Origin of the sequence: Thermoflavifilum thermophilum (assembly GCF_900116565.1) — a bacterium.
GTDB classification, from domain to species: domain Bacteria; phylum Bacteroidota; class Bacteroidia; order Chitinophagales; family Chitinophagaceae; genus Thermoflavifilum; species Thermoflavifilum thermophilum.
Genome location: NZ_FPCJ01000001.1, coordinates 264771 through 279916 on the forward strand (window position 1 = coordinate 264771; position 15146 = coordinate 279916).

Below are 15146 nucleotides of genomic sequence, written 5' to 3' on the forward strand. Positions count from 1 at the left end.
TCTGAAAATTTTGTAAAGCATGAAACAAAAGCAAGATTTAATTTTGCGTACATCAGCTATGGTTTCAGATTCAATGCATGCAGAATGCTGAAAAGGAGGTGGGCAATTATAGGGCTTTTTCTTTACATAACGGCGACAGCCGCTACCACACTCCGTTTGCATTTCTGCGAAGGCAAGTGGATGACCGATGTGGATTGCCAAGTCCTGCTTCATAAACATGCATCTACCCATCATAACCAGGATTGTTGCAAGCATCCTGTTATTCAGTTGAAATTAAGTACAGATCAATATGCAACTGGTCTTTGGACGCTGAAAATTTATCTTCCGGAACAGCCATGGATTTCTGGATCCCTTTTCCATGCTTACTTCGGGAATGTTTCTAATCGCTTGGCATCATACAACAATTATCCTCCACATCTTTATCGAAAACGAATAGACGACCGGTTATCCGCTTACGGAGTTTTCCTGATTTGAACCAGGTCAATGTAAGCTCTCTTTACCTGGCATGCACATCCGGGCAAACTTGCATGCATATAAATCAATTGCCCATTATCCTTTCATGAATAAACCTGAATAATCATGCAAATATTGTTTAAACTCAAGTTGCCAGCAATGATGGCCTTGTGTCTGCTTCCGGTCATGCCGGCTTTTGCTCATGGGGATGGCGATAGCCTAAGCACTACCATTTCCAGCCATTATCCGGCCATACATAACACGGGCGCCCGGCTGGTACATATTGATGCCATAGGCGTTCAGGGACGCATGTTACCTTCTGAAGATCAATCATGATGTGATGAGTATTTCAAAACCAAAATTTATTCAAATAAAATGAATTCATATGAAAGAAAAAATCAAATGCTTAGGGATGCTAACTATCCTGACCATCAGCCTTTCCTTGCAGGGATTTTCGCAATCGCATCCTGTGAAAGAATATTGGCTAACCATTCGTGAAGAAAAAGTAAATAAATCAGGCAAATGGGTGAAAGCCATTACGGTAAATGATTCCATTCCTGCACCTACCTTGTATTTTACCGAGGGCGATTCCGCTGTGATTCATATTCACAATGCAATGGATCAAGCCTCATCCATACACTGGCATGGTATCCTGATTCCCAATTATTATGATGGCGTACCCTATCTAAGTACTCCTCCCATTGGCCCCGGCAAAACATTTACCGTTCGATTCGTCATCCGCCAGAACGGAACCTATTGGTATCATTCCCATAGCATGATGCAGGAACAAAGGGGCCTCTACGGTGCCTTTGTCATTTATCCCCGAAAAGAAACCCGAAAATATGATGCGGAAAAAACCATTGTATTGTCCGACTGGACGAATGAAAATCCACATCATATCATGAACAACTTGAAAAGAGGCATGGAATGGTATGCAATTCAAAAAGGACAGGCTCAAAGCCTGAATCGCGTGATAGCGCATCATGGGTTGGCCGAACGTATTCAAATGGCCTGGCAACGGATGCCTCCCATGGACGTGTCGGATGTGTATTACGATGCTTTCCTGGCCAATGGACAAAAATCCATCCATTTCCCGGATGTATATCCCGGCGAACGCATCCGTTTGCGCATTATTGACGGCTCGTCATCTACTTTCTTCCATTTGCAATACTCCGGCGGGAATATGCAAATTATCGCCGCCGACGGACAGGATGTGAAGCCTGTGGAAGTAACCCGCATGTTAATAGGCATAGCAGAAACCTACGATGTTATCATCACCATTCCCGACAGCGGCATGTATGAACTTCGCGCTACAGCTCAAGACGGATCGGGATATACATCGTTGTATTTTGGAAAAGGCACGCTGCATCCCGCACCTACCCTACCCAAACCCGATATTTTTCATATGGAAGGCCTGATGATGGAAGGCATGGCCGGCATGAAAATGAAAATGGATCACATGAACATGTATGTGAGCCAGAAAACCATGGATCGTGAAATGCCTTATATTCAAAAAGCCTACCTGGATCGGGAAGATTTGCAAATCGGTGGCTCTCTTTCTATGCAAATGCCTGGCATGGATATGCACGACATGAACATGCATGATATGAATATGCACGACATGGATATGCATGATTCAGATATGCACAACATGAACATGCACAACATGAATATGCATGATATGAACATGCATGATATGGATATGGATGCTGCTGGAATGACACACAGCCGGGAAACAGACAGTTTATCTATGCCGGCACATGAACATGCCGACACCATGCCTCCTGCTTCTATGATGCATCATATGCACATGGATCACATGCAGATGTCTGATAGCAATCAGCAAAATATAGTTGCTTCTGCATCTCATTCACCCACATCATCCGATTCGATTATTTTCAACTATGATTTGCTACAGGCTTTGCATTCCACAGCATTTGATACCCTGCAACATCCGGTTCGTCACCTGACCTTTAATCTTACCGGCAGCATGTGGCGCTATATCTGGAGCATCAACGGGAAAACGTTATCTGAAGATGATTCAATCCAGGTAAAACAAGGAGAAATCTTGCGTATCACCCTGAACAATCAAACCATGATGTATCATCCCATGCATTTGCATGGACATTTCTTCCGCGTGGTAAATGCCAATGGCACTCTTTCACCTTTAAAGCACACCGTTATCGTTCCACCCATGCGAAGCATAACCATTGAATTTGCAGCCAATGAACCCGGTGATTGGTTTTTTCATTGCCACATTCTTTACCACATGATGGCAGGCATGGCACGCACATTTCAATATACAGATTACTTGCAGCCAGATACAATGCAATATTTTCCCATCAAACATTTGCTTCACGACGATAATCACTGGTTCTTCTGGGGTGATGCTTTGCTCGCCTCAAATTTTGGAGAAGGCTATCTATCCTATTCCAATCGCAAAAACTGGATACAAGTAAATGGCGATTATGGATGGAATCATCAACTATACGAATGGCAGGGAACATACGAACGTTTTGTTACCCGCTATTTGCGCCCTTATGTAGGCATAGTAAGCAGCAATAAAGAAGAATATTTGAATTACTTCAAAGACCATAACAAACCCGAACCTATTCAGGACACTCGTGGCATCGTGGGAGTCCGTTACCTGCTGCCCCTCTTTCTGAATGCCGACCTGCGAATAGATACCCGGGCTCATGCCAGATTCACCCTGAGCGGAGAAACCTGGCTGTTCCCCAGATTATGGCTGAATTATAGTGTGAATACCGATAAAGAATGGGACGTGCATCTGGAAGGCATGCTCAATCAGTATGTTTCTGTAACTGCCGGATATAACTCCGATTATCTCTGGGGAGGAGGCTTGCTGGTGAGGTTTTAGGTTGCACTTGTCATTCTTTGCTCGCTTATGAAAACCCTATTTGTCCGAATTAAACAACAAGACTACCGAAAAGAATCCGTATTTTCGAGATATGCATCAGAATGAAGTTTCCCTGGCCGAAGCCCTGAAAGCCTTTCTGGACAAAAGTCCCATGAAGCATCGCCTCCACGAAATGTGCATCCAACAACTCTGGGAAGAGCTGATGGGAAAAACAGTTTCAAAATACACCGAACGAGTGGAGTGGAGACAGGGCAAACTGATCATCACCACACACGTAGCTCCGTTGAAACAGGAACTTATCTACGCACGTGATCGCATCAAACAGTTATTCAATGAAGCTCTTCAGGAACCCCTTATTGAAGAAGTTATTATTCACTAAGCGTCCGGGATACAACTGCCGTGTCAGGAATATCCAGATATGACCACTTTCCCATCACCAAGCCCTGTTTGAGCAAAACCAGACAGGGATCAGTACGAGCCATGGTCTTTAGCACCGTCACATCGGCTATCAAAAAAGGAAAATTTAAGTGATGCTGGCTTAGAAAATCGTTGATATGTGAAGAGGAGGTTACTCCGAATAACAAAACCCGATGATGCTGAGTAAATGTTTGCAGGTTGTGAATAGCCGAATCCCATCCGGTGTGTGCTTTTGATGGATGATTGACGACAAACAAAAACACAGGAGTAGAATCCCGTAAAACCTGTTGCGTAACATCTTCACCTTGCAAAGTTTTTAAAGAAAAATCCTGAATCAAGGGAATAGCATTGCCTTTTTTCACCAGGCGCGTTTCTCTACGCACAAAATGCCAGCTGGTATCTTGCCAGGGAAAATCGTTCTCGGTAAATTTTTTCTCCACCCCATTTTTTTCATAAACCAAGGTAGTCTCATATTGATCGGGCACAGATCCCGGCGGTGGTTGCATTTCCTGCCAGATATTTTTCCCTACGGCATAAGGCAAACAATCCACTATCGGCAAATGCCGCAACACATAAGCCTGCAAGGCAATCACCGACAATGCGGCAAACCACGTCAACGGCCCGCTTACCTGCTTCCAAAGAGGATGGATTTCTTTGCGATGGAGGTACAAAAAAACAATGAGGCCCAACAATACCACATCTTTCCAGAATGTGGCTGCATCGCTGATGGGAATGCAATCGCCAAAACATCCGCACTCCTGCACCTTACCGGTAAACCAGGCAAATCCTGTTAAGAACGTAAACAATACAATAAACAGCAACAATATAAGTGCAAAAATACGCGCCTGATACCCCAATAAAATGGCCACACCCGAAACCGTTTCCACCAGAATCAACAGGATGCTCAACCCTGTAGCCAGGGGATTCAGAAAGGGCATATGCAAAGCCACGAAAAACTCCTGCATCTTGTAAGATAAGCCCAGCGGGTCATTGGCCTTTACCAACCCGGAAAATATAAAAGTGATACCCACCAAAAAACGGGCTATCCACAAAAGTTTATGTTTCATGTTCTTCCCTTTGTTTAATCAAAGCAAATACGGCGTAATTAATGATGTCCTGAAAATTAGAATAGATTTCTGGTTCTGCATCCGATTGCTGGCTTCTGACCATCTGCCTGATGCGCAGCAATTTGGTAAGAATCAAGTCCACCAGTGCTTCTAGGCTCATTTCCCGCCAGGCTTCACCGTAATCATGGTTTTTTTTCAACATCAAATCTTTTGTTTCACTTACTGCAGCATCGTAGTATGCCAATGCTTCTTCTGTTGAAAGGTCTATGCGTTCATCGTTTTTCAGTTTAAACTGAATCAAGGCTATAATGCCATAATTAACCATTGCTATCCACTCTTGCAGAAGACTCTCTGGTATCAGTTGCTGCTGTTTTTCCTGAATGGTGCGAATGCGATAAGCTTTGATGTAAATCTGATCGGCAATGGAAATGGTACGCAATACACGCCAGGAAGTTCCATACTGCTGGATTTTATCAAGATACACCTTTCGGCATTCGGCAATAACCTGATCATATTGCCTGGACGTATGCATTTGTTCAAACATGACAATTCAATAACGAATGAAAAAGTTAAACTTGCGCAAAATTAGCCACACACTTATATGCCCAAAAATAAAGCTTTCCGAAATATATGGACGTTAAACTGCGCGGGAAGACTATTGGTTATCGATCAGCCATTGATAATGGGTATCATCAATATCACGGAGGATTCATTTTATGCCGGAAGCCGCCATATGCAAACAGATGATATACTGCGTACCGCTGAAACCATGCTTCAGCAAGGCGCTGCTATTCTTGACCTGGGCGCGCAAAGCACCCGCCCGGGTGCACAACCCATATCAGCCGATGAAGAATGGCAACGCCTGCAACCCGCCATCGCTGCCTTGAAAAAACATTTTCCGGAGGCTTATCTTTCTGTGGACACCTATTATGCATCTGTAGCGCGCAGAGCCGTTGATGCCGGCGCAGAAATCATAAACGATATCAGTGCAGGCAACATGGATCAAGATATGATTGCAACTGTTGCTACACTGAGAGTACCCTATGTGATCATGCACATGCAGGGCACACCGGCTACGATGCAATTAAACCCCCATTATGAGGACGTGGTGAAAGAAATCACGGCATTTTTTATTGAAAAAGTGGCTATTTGCCGACAGGTGGGTATTCACGATCTCATTGTTGATCCGGGTTTTGGTTTTGGAAAGAATCTGCAGCATAATTATACCCTGCTGCGCCATTTGCATGTGTTTCATGTGATGGACCTGCCCCTGCTGGTAGGTATTTCCAGAAAATCGATGATTTACCGGTTGCTGGGAACCACATCCGAACAGGCCCTGAATGGCACAACGGCTTTGCACATGCTGGCTTTGGAACAGGGTGCTCACATATTGCGAGTACACGATGTGCGCGAAGCCAATGAGGTTATCCGCCTCTGGAGCTATTATCACGAATGCTGAGCAGAATTTCCTACATTCGCAAATAAAGGGGTTGATGAACTGGTCTATCCACCTGTTTGGAGAACAACTAAGGATTCTAAACATCCTGGACGTACTCATTGTGATTTTTCTCGTGTATGAATTGTATCGCTTGCTCAGGGGCAGTCTCGCATTCTATATTTTGTTGGGACTGATCGTAGTTTATCTCTCCTTCCTTCTGGTAAGATATCTCCAGATGCCCTTGCTCACCGATATTTTCCAGAGCTTGTTGAGTGTGGGTGTGATTGCATTGATCATCATTTTCCAACCTGAAATCAGACGGTTTTTGCTGATGATTGGCAAAAACACGCCTTTTGCACAGGATGGATTTTTAAAGAAATTCCCCTGGCAATTTTTTAGAAGATTAAAAGAAACGGATGAAGAAGAACATGTCATTCAATACATTCTCACGGCTGTAGAAAACATGGCCCATTCCTATACGGGAGCTTTGATTGTGATTACCAATACGTACAAACTGCGTTTTGATACTACTACCGGCGTGCCTATTGATGGACATGTGTCGGCACGCTTGCTGGAAAGCATTTTCAAAAAAGGCAGTCCGTTGCACGATGGAGCTGTAATCATTGCCAATAATCGCATTGTAGCAGCAAAAGTAGTATTGCCTGTATCCGAAAATCCTGACTTGCCTCCACGCATCGGGCTGCGCCACCGTTCGGCTGTAGGTGCTACAGAACACAGCGATGCACTGGCCATTGTGGTATCAGAAGAACGCGGAACAATTTCCTATGCAAAAGCAGGTAAACTGTATCAGAATGTAACCCTCGAAGAGCTGCGCGAACAACTCTATCTGAAAATTGTGGAAAAGCAATGAACAATGAAATCACCGCCTCCTACAGGCCACTTTATTATTTTTTATGACGGCATATGTGTGCTTTGTTCGCATGCCATACAAATAGTACTGAAAGCCGATTGCAGGGACAGGTTTCGGATCAGCCCGCTGCAATCGGCATTTGCTGCACGTTTTATTGCTTTGCATCCGCTACCCGATGATACAGAGCCCTCCATTCTGCTCTGGGCCGCAGGCAAATGGTATGTGTATAGTTCGGCTATTCTGCATATCTGCAGGCATCTTTGCAAGGGTTGGCCATTGCTTAGCATCGCATTTCTGATTCCCCGCCGGATACGTGATGCCATATACCGCTTCATCAGCCGACACAGATACAGGTGGTTTGGCCAATACAACACCTGCCAGCTACCTGATGCCAGATGGAAAACCAAGCTGCTGATTGATGAGAAATATCTGGAAAGTAGAGCCGGGCTTTGATTTCCGTTTATCTTCCGTCTTTTATTTACACTCTTTCCAGGGCAGAAAAAAAGAAATCACTTTCGATGCGGGCATTTTCATCGGAGTCGGAACCATGAATGGCATTGCGTTCCACCGATTCGGCATATAGTTTTCGGATAGTGCCTTCTTCTGCTTTGGCAGGATCTGTGGCACCGATAAGCTTGCGAAAATCCTCTACTGCATTGTCTTTTTCCAGAATAGCAGCTACAACCGGCCCGCTGCTCATAAACTCAACCAGGCTCTGATAAAACGGACGTTCCCGATGAACAGCATAGAATGCAGCCGCTTTTTCAGCCGTCAGGCGGGTAAGCTTTAATGCCACAATCCGGAATCCTGCTTCCTGAATCTTTGCCAGAATAGCCCCCGTATAGCCTTTTGCAAAAGCATCGGGTTTAATCATGGTAAATGTCTGCTTGCCCATATCTTCGTTTTGGAGCGCAAAGCTAAGGCAGTTTTTGGCTTAGCAGAAATTTTGCTTTTCCGTAATTTATGGTGAACTTCGCACCTTGCCTGGAACGAAGATGAAACCGATTCTGGAATTATTGCCGCTACTCTCCCGGCCACGACAAATTGCAATTATCATGCATCAGAAACCTGATGCAGACGCCATGGGATCCTCGCTGGCATTGTTTCATTATTTTCAGCTCAAACATCATCAGGTAGCCGTGGTTTCCCCCACATCGTATCCTGATTTCCTGAAATGGATGCCGGGAGCCAAAGAAGTGATCGTTTATGAATCGCATCCCGAAAAGGCTACACAAGCCCTGCAAAATGCGGAAATCATTTTTTGCATGGATTTCAATGCCTTTCATCGGGCAAGGCCGGCTGACGAAGCATTGGCCCAATCTGCCGGCATCAAGGTAATGATTGATCATCATCTGCAACCCGAACCCGTATTTGAATACGGACTCAGTGATGTGCAGGCCAGTTCAACAGCAGAGCTGGTCTATGAAGTGATCATTGGCTGGGGCGACAAGTCGTTAATTAATAATGAAATTGCCCAATGCATTTATGCCGGTACGATGACCGATACCGGATCATTCCGGTTTGCAGCCACTTCTGCCCGGGTGCACCGGATGGTGGCCGATCTCATGGACCAGGGTTTGAGGCATGAACCCATTCACCAGGCGATCTATGATAATTTTCTGGAAAACCGGCTGCGTTTTCTGGGATATGTGCTTTCAAACCGCATGGAAATATTTTACGAGTACAATGCGGCTTTGATCGCTGTGCCAGCAAGTGATGTGCGTAAGTTCAACCTGAGTAGCGGTGATACGGAAGGGCTGGTCAATTATCCATTATCCATCCAGGGCATCAAACTTTCGGCACTGATGGTGGAAAATCATCAGGAAATCCGGATATCTCTGCGTTCCAAAGGTGATTTTGATGTAAACGAATTTGCCAGAAAATATTTCAATGGGGGCGGGCATCTGAATGCAGCCGGAGGCCGCTCCACAGATAGCCTCGAAGCCACGGTTGCGCGATTTAAAAAAGCATTGGAGGAAAACAAGGCCCTACTGGAAAAACCGTTAAAAAATCCGTGATTGTTTTGAAACCTCAAAAAAACCTCTAACTTGCACGCTTCATTTTAAAACCACCTCTGTAAGGCCGCATGTGCAATGCCGGATATTTGCAGATGTGGCAGCATTCAAATACCTGATATACAGAAATATTTATGTTTATGCTAAACAATAAAATGCACAAATTCACACATTTGCCATTGTTGCCATCCATGCGGATAGGTATTGTTTGCCTGGTGCTCGGAACAGGCCTTGCCGCCTGCCAATCGGCCGGCTATCAAAAAACACCCGGTGGTATTTCCTATAAGATCATTGAAAAACACAACGGTCCGAAACCGCAGGTGGGCGATTATCTGAAACTGCAGATCACCACCTCCGTTGGCGATACCGTGCTGATGGATACGCACAAGATGGGTGGACCTACACGCGTTCAGCTGCAAAAACCACAAGGACATTTTGATATCATGGAAGCCCTGGCCCTGCTTTCTGCGGGCGACAGCGCTATATTTTTAATTCCTGCCGACTCAGTAATACCCGACATCAGCCGTTTTCCCTACATCAAAAAAGGTGATAACCTGAAGATAGCCGTGAAGCTGCTGGCAGTGCAAAACTTCCAGCAAATGCAGGAAGATCTGCAGAAAGAACATGCCGCTCAGCTGGAAAAAGATGAAAAAATCATCGAAGATTATCTGAATAAAAATCATCTCACGGCTTCCAAGACTCCAGGTGGTGTGTATATTGTGGTGCATCAGGAAGGCAAGGGGCCAGTCCCGCAGGCCGGCGACCAGGTGCAAATCAACTACACAGGCCGTAGCCTGGACGGCAAACCCTTTGACTCCAATGTGGATACTTCCTTCCAGATTGTCCATCATCCGCTGGAACCTTTTATCTTCACCATCGGACAGGGACAGGTGCTAAAGGGCATGGATGAAGCCATCATGCAAATGAAAGAAGGCACCAAAGCCACGATTTACATTCCTTCCGGACTTGCATACGGACCCACAGGGCAACCCCCGGTAATCGAGCCCAATGAAATCCTATCCTTTGATATCGATCTGTTGAAGGTAAAACCCGCTTCAAAGGCCAAATAAAAATAAAACAATTTCAGCATGGTGATGCGCAAGCCCTGCAGCTACATGCAGGGCTTTTTTGTAGATGGGGATAGGCTTCTTCATACAGGCACCGCAGAAAATCCGTATTTTTGTTGATTATGATTGATGTTCATTCCACCAGCCAGCTGGCAGATTATTTCATTGAACTGGAAGAACAATACGGGGCACATAATTATCATCCGTTGCCTGTAGTGCTCGCGCGCGGTCAGGGCGTGTATGTGTGGGATGTGGATGGCAAAAGATACTATGATTTTCTCTCCGGCTATTCCGCCCTGAATCAGGGTCATTGCCATCCACGCTTGGTAAATGTACTCATAGATCAGGCTCAGAAACTCACCCTTACATCCAGAGCATTTTACAATGATCAGCTTGGCGTATTTGAGCAGTTCCTGTCACAGCTTTTTGGCTATGATAAGGTATTGCCGATGAATACAGGGGTGGAAGCCGTAGAAACAGCTTTGAAGCTGGCGCGCAGATGGGCCTATGAAGTGAAAGGCATCCCCGATGGCAAAGCCAAAATCGTGGTGTGTGAAAATAATTTTCACGGTCGCACCCTAAATGTGATTTCATTCAGCACCGATCCCCAGGCCAAACACGGATTTGGCCCCTACATACCCGGTTATGTGATAATTCCCTACAACGATCTGGCCGCTCTCGAAAAAGCACTCGAAGATCCGCATGTAGCAGCTTTTCTGGTGGAGCCTATCCAGGGTGAGGCCGGCGTGATTGTGCCCGATCCGGGTTATTTATCCGGGACAAAAGCCCTTTGCGAAGCCCATCAGGTATTGTTCATTGCCGATGAAATACAAACGGGTCTCGGCCGTACCGGGAAGCTGTTGTGTTGCGATTACGAACAGGTAAAGCCTGATATATTGATTCTGGGCAAAGCCTTGTCGGGTGGTATGATGCCCATCTCTGCCGTGCTGGCCGACGACGAGGTGATGCTCACCATCCGTCCCGGGGAACATGGGTCCACATTCGGAGGAAATCCATTGGCCAGCCGCATTGCCAGGGAAGCCATCCAAATTATCCTGGATGAAAATCTTCCCCAACGGGCTGCTGAATTAGGCGCCTACTTTCGGGATAGATTGCAGGCTTTTTCCTCTCCGCACATTCAAACCATCCGGGGCAAAGGCCTTCTAAATGCCATTGTAATCCAGCATCCCCATCCGGATGCAGCCTGGCAATTGTGCCTGCTCATGCGCGACCGCGGCCTGTTGGCCAAACCCACCCATGGCGACCGCATCAGACTGGCACCTCCGCTTGTAATCACCCGGGAACAAATAGACGAATGCCTGGCTATCATGGAAGACAGCCTGAAAGCATTTGAACAGATTTCTTTGAATTAGATTTCCATGCAAATGAAACGGTTGTCAGCCCGATTGGTGTCAGCCCATTTGCAGGGAGATTTTTCTCACTCACATGCGAAGATGGCTTTTTTTGAAGCCATGTGCCTGACAGTTGCTTTTCTGATTTTACTGGCGGCTGCTCAACAACCTTCATTTAGAATCCGGATAGCCGGCCTGACAGAAGGTGTGTGTTTTGCCGTTTTGATGGCTATCAGCAGTTACAGCAGTTTTGTCCAATGGTATCGTCCTCAGCCTCCGCTCAACGAATCAGAATTACAGCAGGCCATCCAATATCTGACAGATCTGGGCTTGCCCGAACGTCTCAGCCAGGATATGGTGAAACAACAATGGGAAGAAGAAAAAGAATTTTTTCAACATGCACCTGCCATATTTGACAACAAGCTATTGCACCAACTTGCGCTTAAAGAAGCCCTTTATACCCTATGTGCGTGCCTGGCGGGAAGTGCACTGGTTGTCGGTTGTTACTGGATTGCCCCACCCTCCCATGCTGCCTGGTTGTCAGTAACCTTATCTTTTTTGCTATGTTTCATCCTGCAAATGCGTGCATCTACCGATCTTGTACTGAGATGGAGCCTGCTGTTGCTTTTCGTATCGGGTGCTGCTTCACTGGCAGGCCATATCTTTCACAGCGTAGTTTGAATAGTCAATGCCCCCTGGCCACATGCGAATCTTCAGGCGGAAATAAAATTGACAAAAAGCAGCCTATGCAGGCCACTATATTCAGATAAAGCCCCCATCGCTTATCCGGACAAATGCCATCTTCGCAATGGGTGAATAAAATATAATTCCTCACCATCCATGCTATAAGCAAAGCACCCAGCACCAGGTTCACACGTTTGCTCCATAACCGGTTAATAACCATATTGATGATGATCCACAAAGCAAAAAAGAGAAACAAGATTCCTGGCTTGCCCAAATTACTTGTGCCGGTGTCCATCGCTGTCAGCATCCCTCCTGCAGAAGCTACATACACCCATGGCATGAATACAGAGATAATGACCAGCAAGGAAAAAAATATACCGATGTAAGGATTGTTTTTCATAAATGTTTATAAATATTTTAAATCATTTGCAACATTTATGCTTCTCTGAACGTCTGATAACGGGCGCACAAATCTACACATGGACTGACTTTTAATGAAAAAAGAAATGTAATAAAAATATGCAAAGAGCAAATATATATTTAACACAATTTTGATTTAATAAATTGAAAACGGCTCATACACAAGTATAAAATTTGATAAGGCTAATATGAATTTTTTTCACCTAAAATCAAATGCATATGATACGCCAAAGATTGAAAATGCCTGGTTTAATCGTACTGGCTTTTGCAAGCCTGACGGGCATTTGGACAGGATGTCAGAAAGACCCGATGAATAATCTTTCGATTGACGAAACCCGGCTGTATATCACCAACTATGATACCACAGCTCAGTTTTCATCCTACAAAACATTTAGCATAGTTGATTCAGTTGCATTGGTAAGCAATACGCAGGGCTATAACCGGGAACTTACGCCTGCCGATCAGGAACTGATTCAAAAAATCATTTCACTGATGGAGGCAAGGGGATATACGCTGGTAGATAAAAGCCAGAATCCTGATCTGGCTATCAACGTAACCAAAGTCAGCAATTTATACACAGGTGTTTCTGTTTATCCCGGTTATTGGGATAATCCTTTGTATGGTTATTGGGATCCATTTTACTGGGGTTATTATGGATACAGTTATTATTTCCCGCCCACTTACACCTTTTATCAGGTTAGCCAGACCTATTACACCATTGATATGCTGGATCTGAAAAACGCGGCGAATAATAATAATCAGATCAAAGTAATCTGGAATGCACAGATCAGAGGTGAAGCCGTGGATGATCCTTCGGCAGTGGATACTGAGATACAGGCTGTTTTTGATCAGTCACCCTATTTAAAAGCAAGCTAAACTTATTGTTTAACCCATGAAAAAAGAAATAACCATGAAAAACATACGATTCATAGGATTCATATTGTTGATGGCGGTCATCAATATCAGTTCATTTGCACAAGTTTTTTATCCACCTTATCCACCCTATCCGCCAAGAGATTATCATGCTTATCATCCCTATCATGATAATGATCAATATGCTTATCGGAATACATCAAACAGCCATCCGCTTTTGTTTAGCTTGAATTACAACGTGGCAGGCACACTTGGCAGTGCACATGATTTTGTTGGCAACGTAAGCCCGCGAGGTTGGTATGCATCCCTACTATACCCTATCAATGCCAACTGGGCCGTGGGCTTGAGTGGAGGTTACCAGGATTATTATCAGAAAATTCCGAGACAGGTATATCATCAACCCGGCAGTGATATTTCAGCTGTGCAAACACATGTAATTGAATCCATACCCATCATGGCTACCGGTCAATACAGCTTTTCAACTGATCATTCCCTGCATCCATATGTGTCTCTCGGAGTAGGTGTGAACAATATTAATTATCAGCAATGGTGGGGCGAATATGAGCAAAGTGATAACCGATGGAAATTCGCTGTATCGCCTGCAGTTGGTTTGGAGGTACCTTTCACCAAATCACAATCGGTGGGGCTGAATATACAGGCAGGATATGCATATAGTCCCTACAACCGAAATGGGATTAATAACGTAAGCAACTGGTTTGGAAGAATAGGCTTATTTGCAAGTTTGCGATAACCTGATTTCTGATTTAATGCAAATGCAAAGGGCAGAAGAACCGTACAGTGATGCTTCTTCTGCCCTTTGTGTAATCACACAGATTATTTCCCTTCATGGTATTTTTCAATAAAAGGTTTCAGCAAATCAATCGGCACGGGAAATATAGTGGTTGAATTGTTTTCCGTAGCAATTTCGCGAAGGGTTTGCAGATAACGCAGCGTAAGTGCGCTGGGTTGTTCATTGAGAATTTTTGCCGCATCGGCCAGTCGTTGCGAAGCCTGATACTCGCCTTCAGCTGCAATCACCTTTGAACGGCGTTCGCGCTCAGCTTCGGCCTGGCGGGCCATGGCACGTTGCATTTCCTGGGGTAGATCAATTTGCTTTACTTCCACATTTGATACTTTAATACCCCAGGGTGCCGTATGCGCATCAATAATCTGCTGCAGTTTCTGATTGATTTTTTCCCGCTGGGAAAGAATTTCATCCAGTTCTGACTGTCCCATCACGCTGCGAAGTGTAGTTTGCGAAAGCTGAGAAGTGGCAAACAAATAATTTTCCACTTCCACAATTGCTTTTTCTGGTTCAATGACGCGGAAATACACAACTGCATTTACCTTTATGGACACATTGTCCTGTGTGATCACGTCCTGTGTGGGCACATCCATCACAACGGTTCGCAAACTCACACGTACCATTTTATCAATGACCGGAATCAAAAAAATGATACCGGGTCCTTTGGCTCCGCCGGGAAGCAACCGGCCTAAACGGAAGATAACGGCGCGCTCATATTCTCTCAATATCTTGATGGCATTGAATAAAATCAGGATAATAAACAGGATGATAACAAACGTGAATACAGATAACGATTGCATATACGT

General features: G+C 45.0%; 17 protein-coding genes. 12 read left to right on the forward strand and 5 right to left on the reverse strand.

The features are described 5' to 3' along the window. The first annotated feature begins 579 nt into the window (after positions 1–579). The 3 genes from BM367_RS01055 (at position 580) to BM367_RS01065 (ending at position 3710) form a co-directional block, all read left to right on the forward strand. Complete coding sequence (locus BM367_RS01055) at positions 580–789, forward strand: hypothetical protein (RefSeq protein ID WP_092456502.1); 210 nt, start codon at positions 580–582, stop codon at positions 787–789. 49 nt (positions 790–838) lie between these two features. Continuing rightward, positions 839–3331 (forward strand): multicopper oxidase domain-containing protein, encoded by a 2493-nt coding sequence (locus tag BM367_RS01060; protein ID WP_092456505.1) that lies wholly within the window; start codon positions 839–841, stop codon positions 3329–3331. 91 nt (positions 3332–3422) lie between these two features. After that, positions 3423–3710: a DciA family protein gene (locus BM367_RS01065; protein ID WP_092460851.1), complete on the forward strand. Its 288-nt coding sequence runs from the start codon at positions 3423–3425 to the stop codon at positions 3708–3710. Here BM367_RS01065 and BM367_RS01070 read toward each other — a convergent pair. Together BM367_RS01070 and BM367_RS01075 are read right to left on the reverse strand one after the other, a co-directional pair. Beyond that, a complete protein-coding gene (locus tag BM367_RS01070) occupies positions 3700–4815 on the reverse strand; it encodes a BT_3928 family protein (protein ID WP_092456508.1) in 1116 nt (371 codons plus the stop codon). The genes BM367_RS01065 and BM367_RS01070 overlap by 11 nt on opposite strands. Further along, positions 4805–5359 carry a DUF1599 domain-containing protein gene (locus BM367_RS01075; RefSeq protein ID WP_092456511.1) on the reverse strand — a complete coding sequence of 185 codons (555 nt, stop codon included), beginning with the start codon at positions 5357–5359 and terminating at the stop codon, positions 4805–4807. Before BM367_RS01075 ends, BM367_RS01070 begins: the two co-directional genes overlap by 11 nt. Before the next feature lie 57 nt (positions 5360–5416). On the opposite strand from BM367_RS01075, the gene folP reads away from it, so the two are divergent. From folP to BM367_RS01090, 3 genes are read left to right on the forward strand one after another with little or no spacing between them, the layout of a single operon-like run. After that, on the forward strand, positions 5417–6274 hold the full coding sequence (gene folP / locus BM367_RS01080) for a dihydropteroate synthase (protein WP_092456514.1): 858 nt from the start codon (positions 5417–5419) through the stop codon (positions 6272–6274). 34 nt (positions 6275–6308) lie between these two features. Beyond that, positions 6309–7124, forward strand: a complete 816-nt coding sequence (cdaA, locus tag BM367_RS01085) for a diadenylate cyclase CdaA (RefSeq protein WP_177224055.1) — start codon at positions 6309–6311, stop codon at positions 7122–7124. Positions 7125–7127: 3 nt separating this feature from the next. Then, positions 7128–7577: a thiol-disulfide oxidoreductase DCC family protein gene (locus tag BM367_RS01090; RefSeq protein WP_092456519.1), complete on the forward strand. Its 450-nt coding sequence runs from the start codon at positions 7128–7130 to the stop codon at positions 7575–7577. A 25-nt stretch (positions 7578–7602) separates the two neighbouring features. On the opposite strand, the gene BM367_RS01095 is transcribed toward BM367_RS01090, so the two are convergent. Beyond that, a complete protein-coding gene (locus tag BM367_RS01095; RefSeq protein ID WP_092456522.1) occupies positions 7603–8019 on the reverse strand; it encodes a nucleoside-diphosphate kinase in 417 nt (138 codons plus the stop codon). Between the two features lie 100 nt (positions 8020–8119). Here BM367_RS01095 and BM367_RS01100 point away from each other — a divergent pair, with 100 nt between their 5' ends. The 4 genes from BM367_RS01100 (at position 8120) to BM367_RS01115 (ending at position 12239) form a co-directional block, all read left to right on the forward strand. Beyond that, entirely contained in the window at positions 8120–9142 is a 1023-nt protein-coding gene (locus BM367_RS01100; RefSeq protein ID WP_092456525.1) for a DHH family phosphoesterase, read from the forward strand. Between the two features lie 152 nt (positions 9143–9294). Continuing rightward, positions 9295–10209 (forward strand): FKBP-type peptidyl-prolyl cis-trans isomerase, encoded by a 915-nt coding sequence (locus tag BM367_RS01105; RefSeq protein ID WP_177224056.1) that lies wholly within the window; start codon positions 9295–9297, stop codon positions 10207–10209. Between the two features lie 119 nt (positions 10210–10328). Beyond that, positions 10329–11579: an ornithine--oxo-acid transaminase gene (gene rocD, locus BM367_RS01110; RefSeq protein ID WP_092456531.1), complete on the forward strand. Its 1251-nt coding sequence runs from the start codon at positions 10329–10331 to the stop codon at positions 11577–11579. A 6-nt stretch (positions 11580–11585) separates the two neighbouring features. Beyond that, entirely contained in the window at positions 11586–12239 is a 654-nt protein-coding gene (locus BM367_RS01115) for a hypothetical protein (protein ID WP_177224057.1), read from the forward strand. Between the two features lie 4 nt (positions 12240–12243). On the opposite strand, the gene BM367_RS01120 is transcribed toward BM367_RS01115, so the two are convergent. Next, positions 12244–12642, reverse strand: a complete 399-nt coding sequence (locus BM367_RS01120; protein WP_092456537.1) for a hypothetical protein — start codon at positions 12640–12642, stop codon at positions 12244–12246. 239 nt (positions 12643–12881) lie between these two features. Here BM367_RS01120 and BM367_RS01125 point away from each other — a divergent pair, with 239 nt between their 5' ends. Continuing rightward, positions 12882–13538: a DUF4136 domain-containing protein gene (locus tag BM367_RS01125; RefSeq protein WP_177224058.1), complete on the forward strand. Its 657-nt coding sequence runs from the start codon at positions 12882–12884 to the stop codon at positions 13536–13538. Between the two features lie 34 nt (positions 13539–13572). Further along, positions 13573–14286: an outer membrane beta-barrel protein gene (locus tag BM367_RS01130; RefSeq protein ID WP_177224059.1), complete on the forward strand. Its 714-nt coding sequence runs from the start codon at positions 13573–13575 to the stop codon at positions 14284–14286. Between the two features lie 83 nt (positions 14287–14369). Here BM367_RS01130 and BM367_RS01135 read toward each other — a convergent pair whose 3' ends face one another. Continuing rightward, positions 14370–15140 (reverse strand): slipin family protein, encoded by a 771-nt coding sequence (locus tag BM367_RS01135; RefSeq protein ID WP_092456545.1) that lies wholly within the window; start codon positions 15138–15140, stop codon positions 14370–14372. Positions 15141–15146 lie beyond the last annotated feature (6 nt).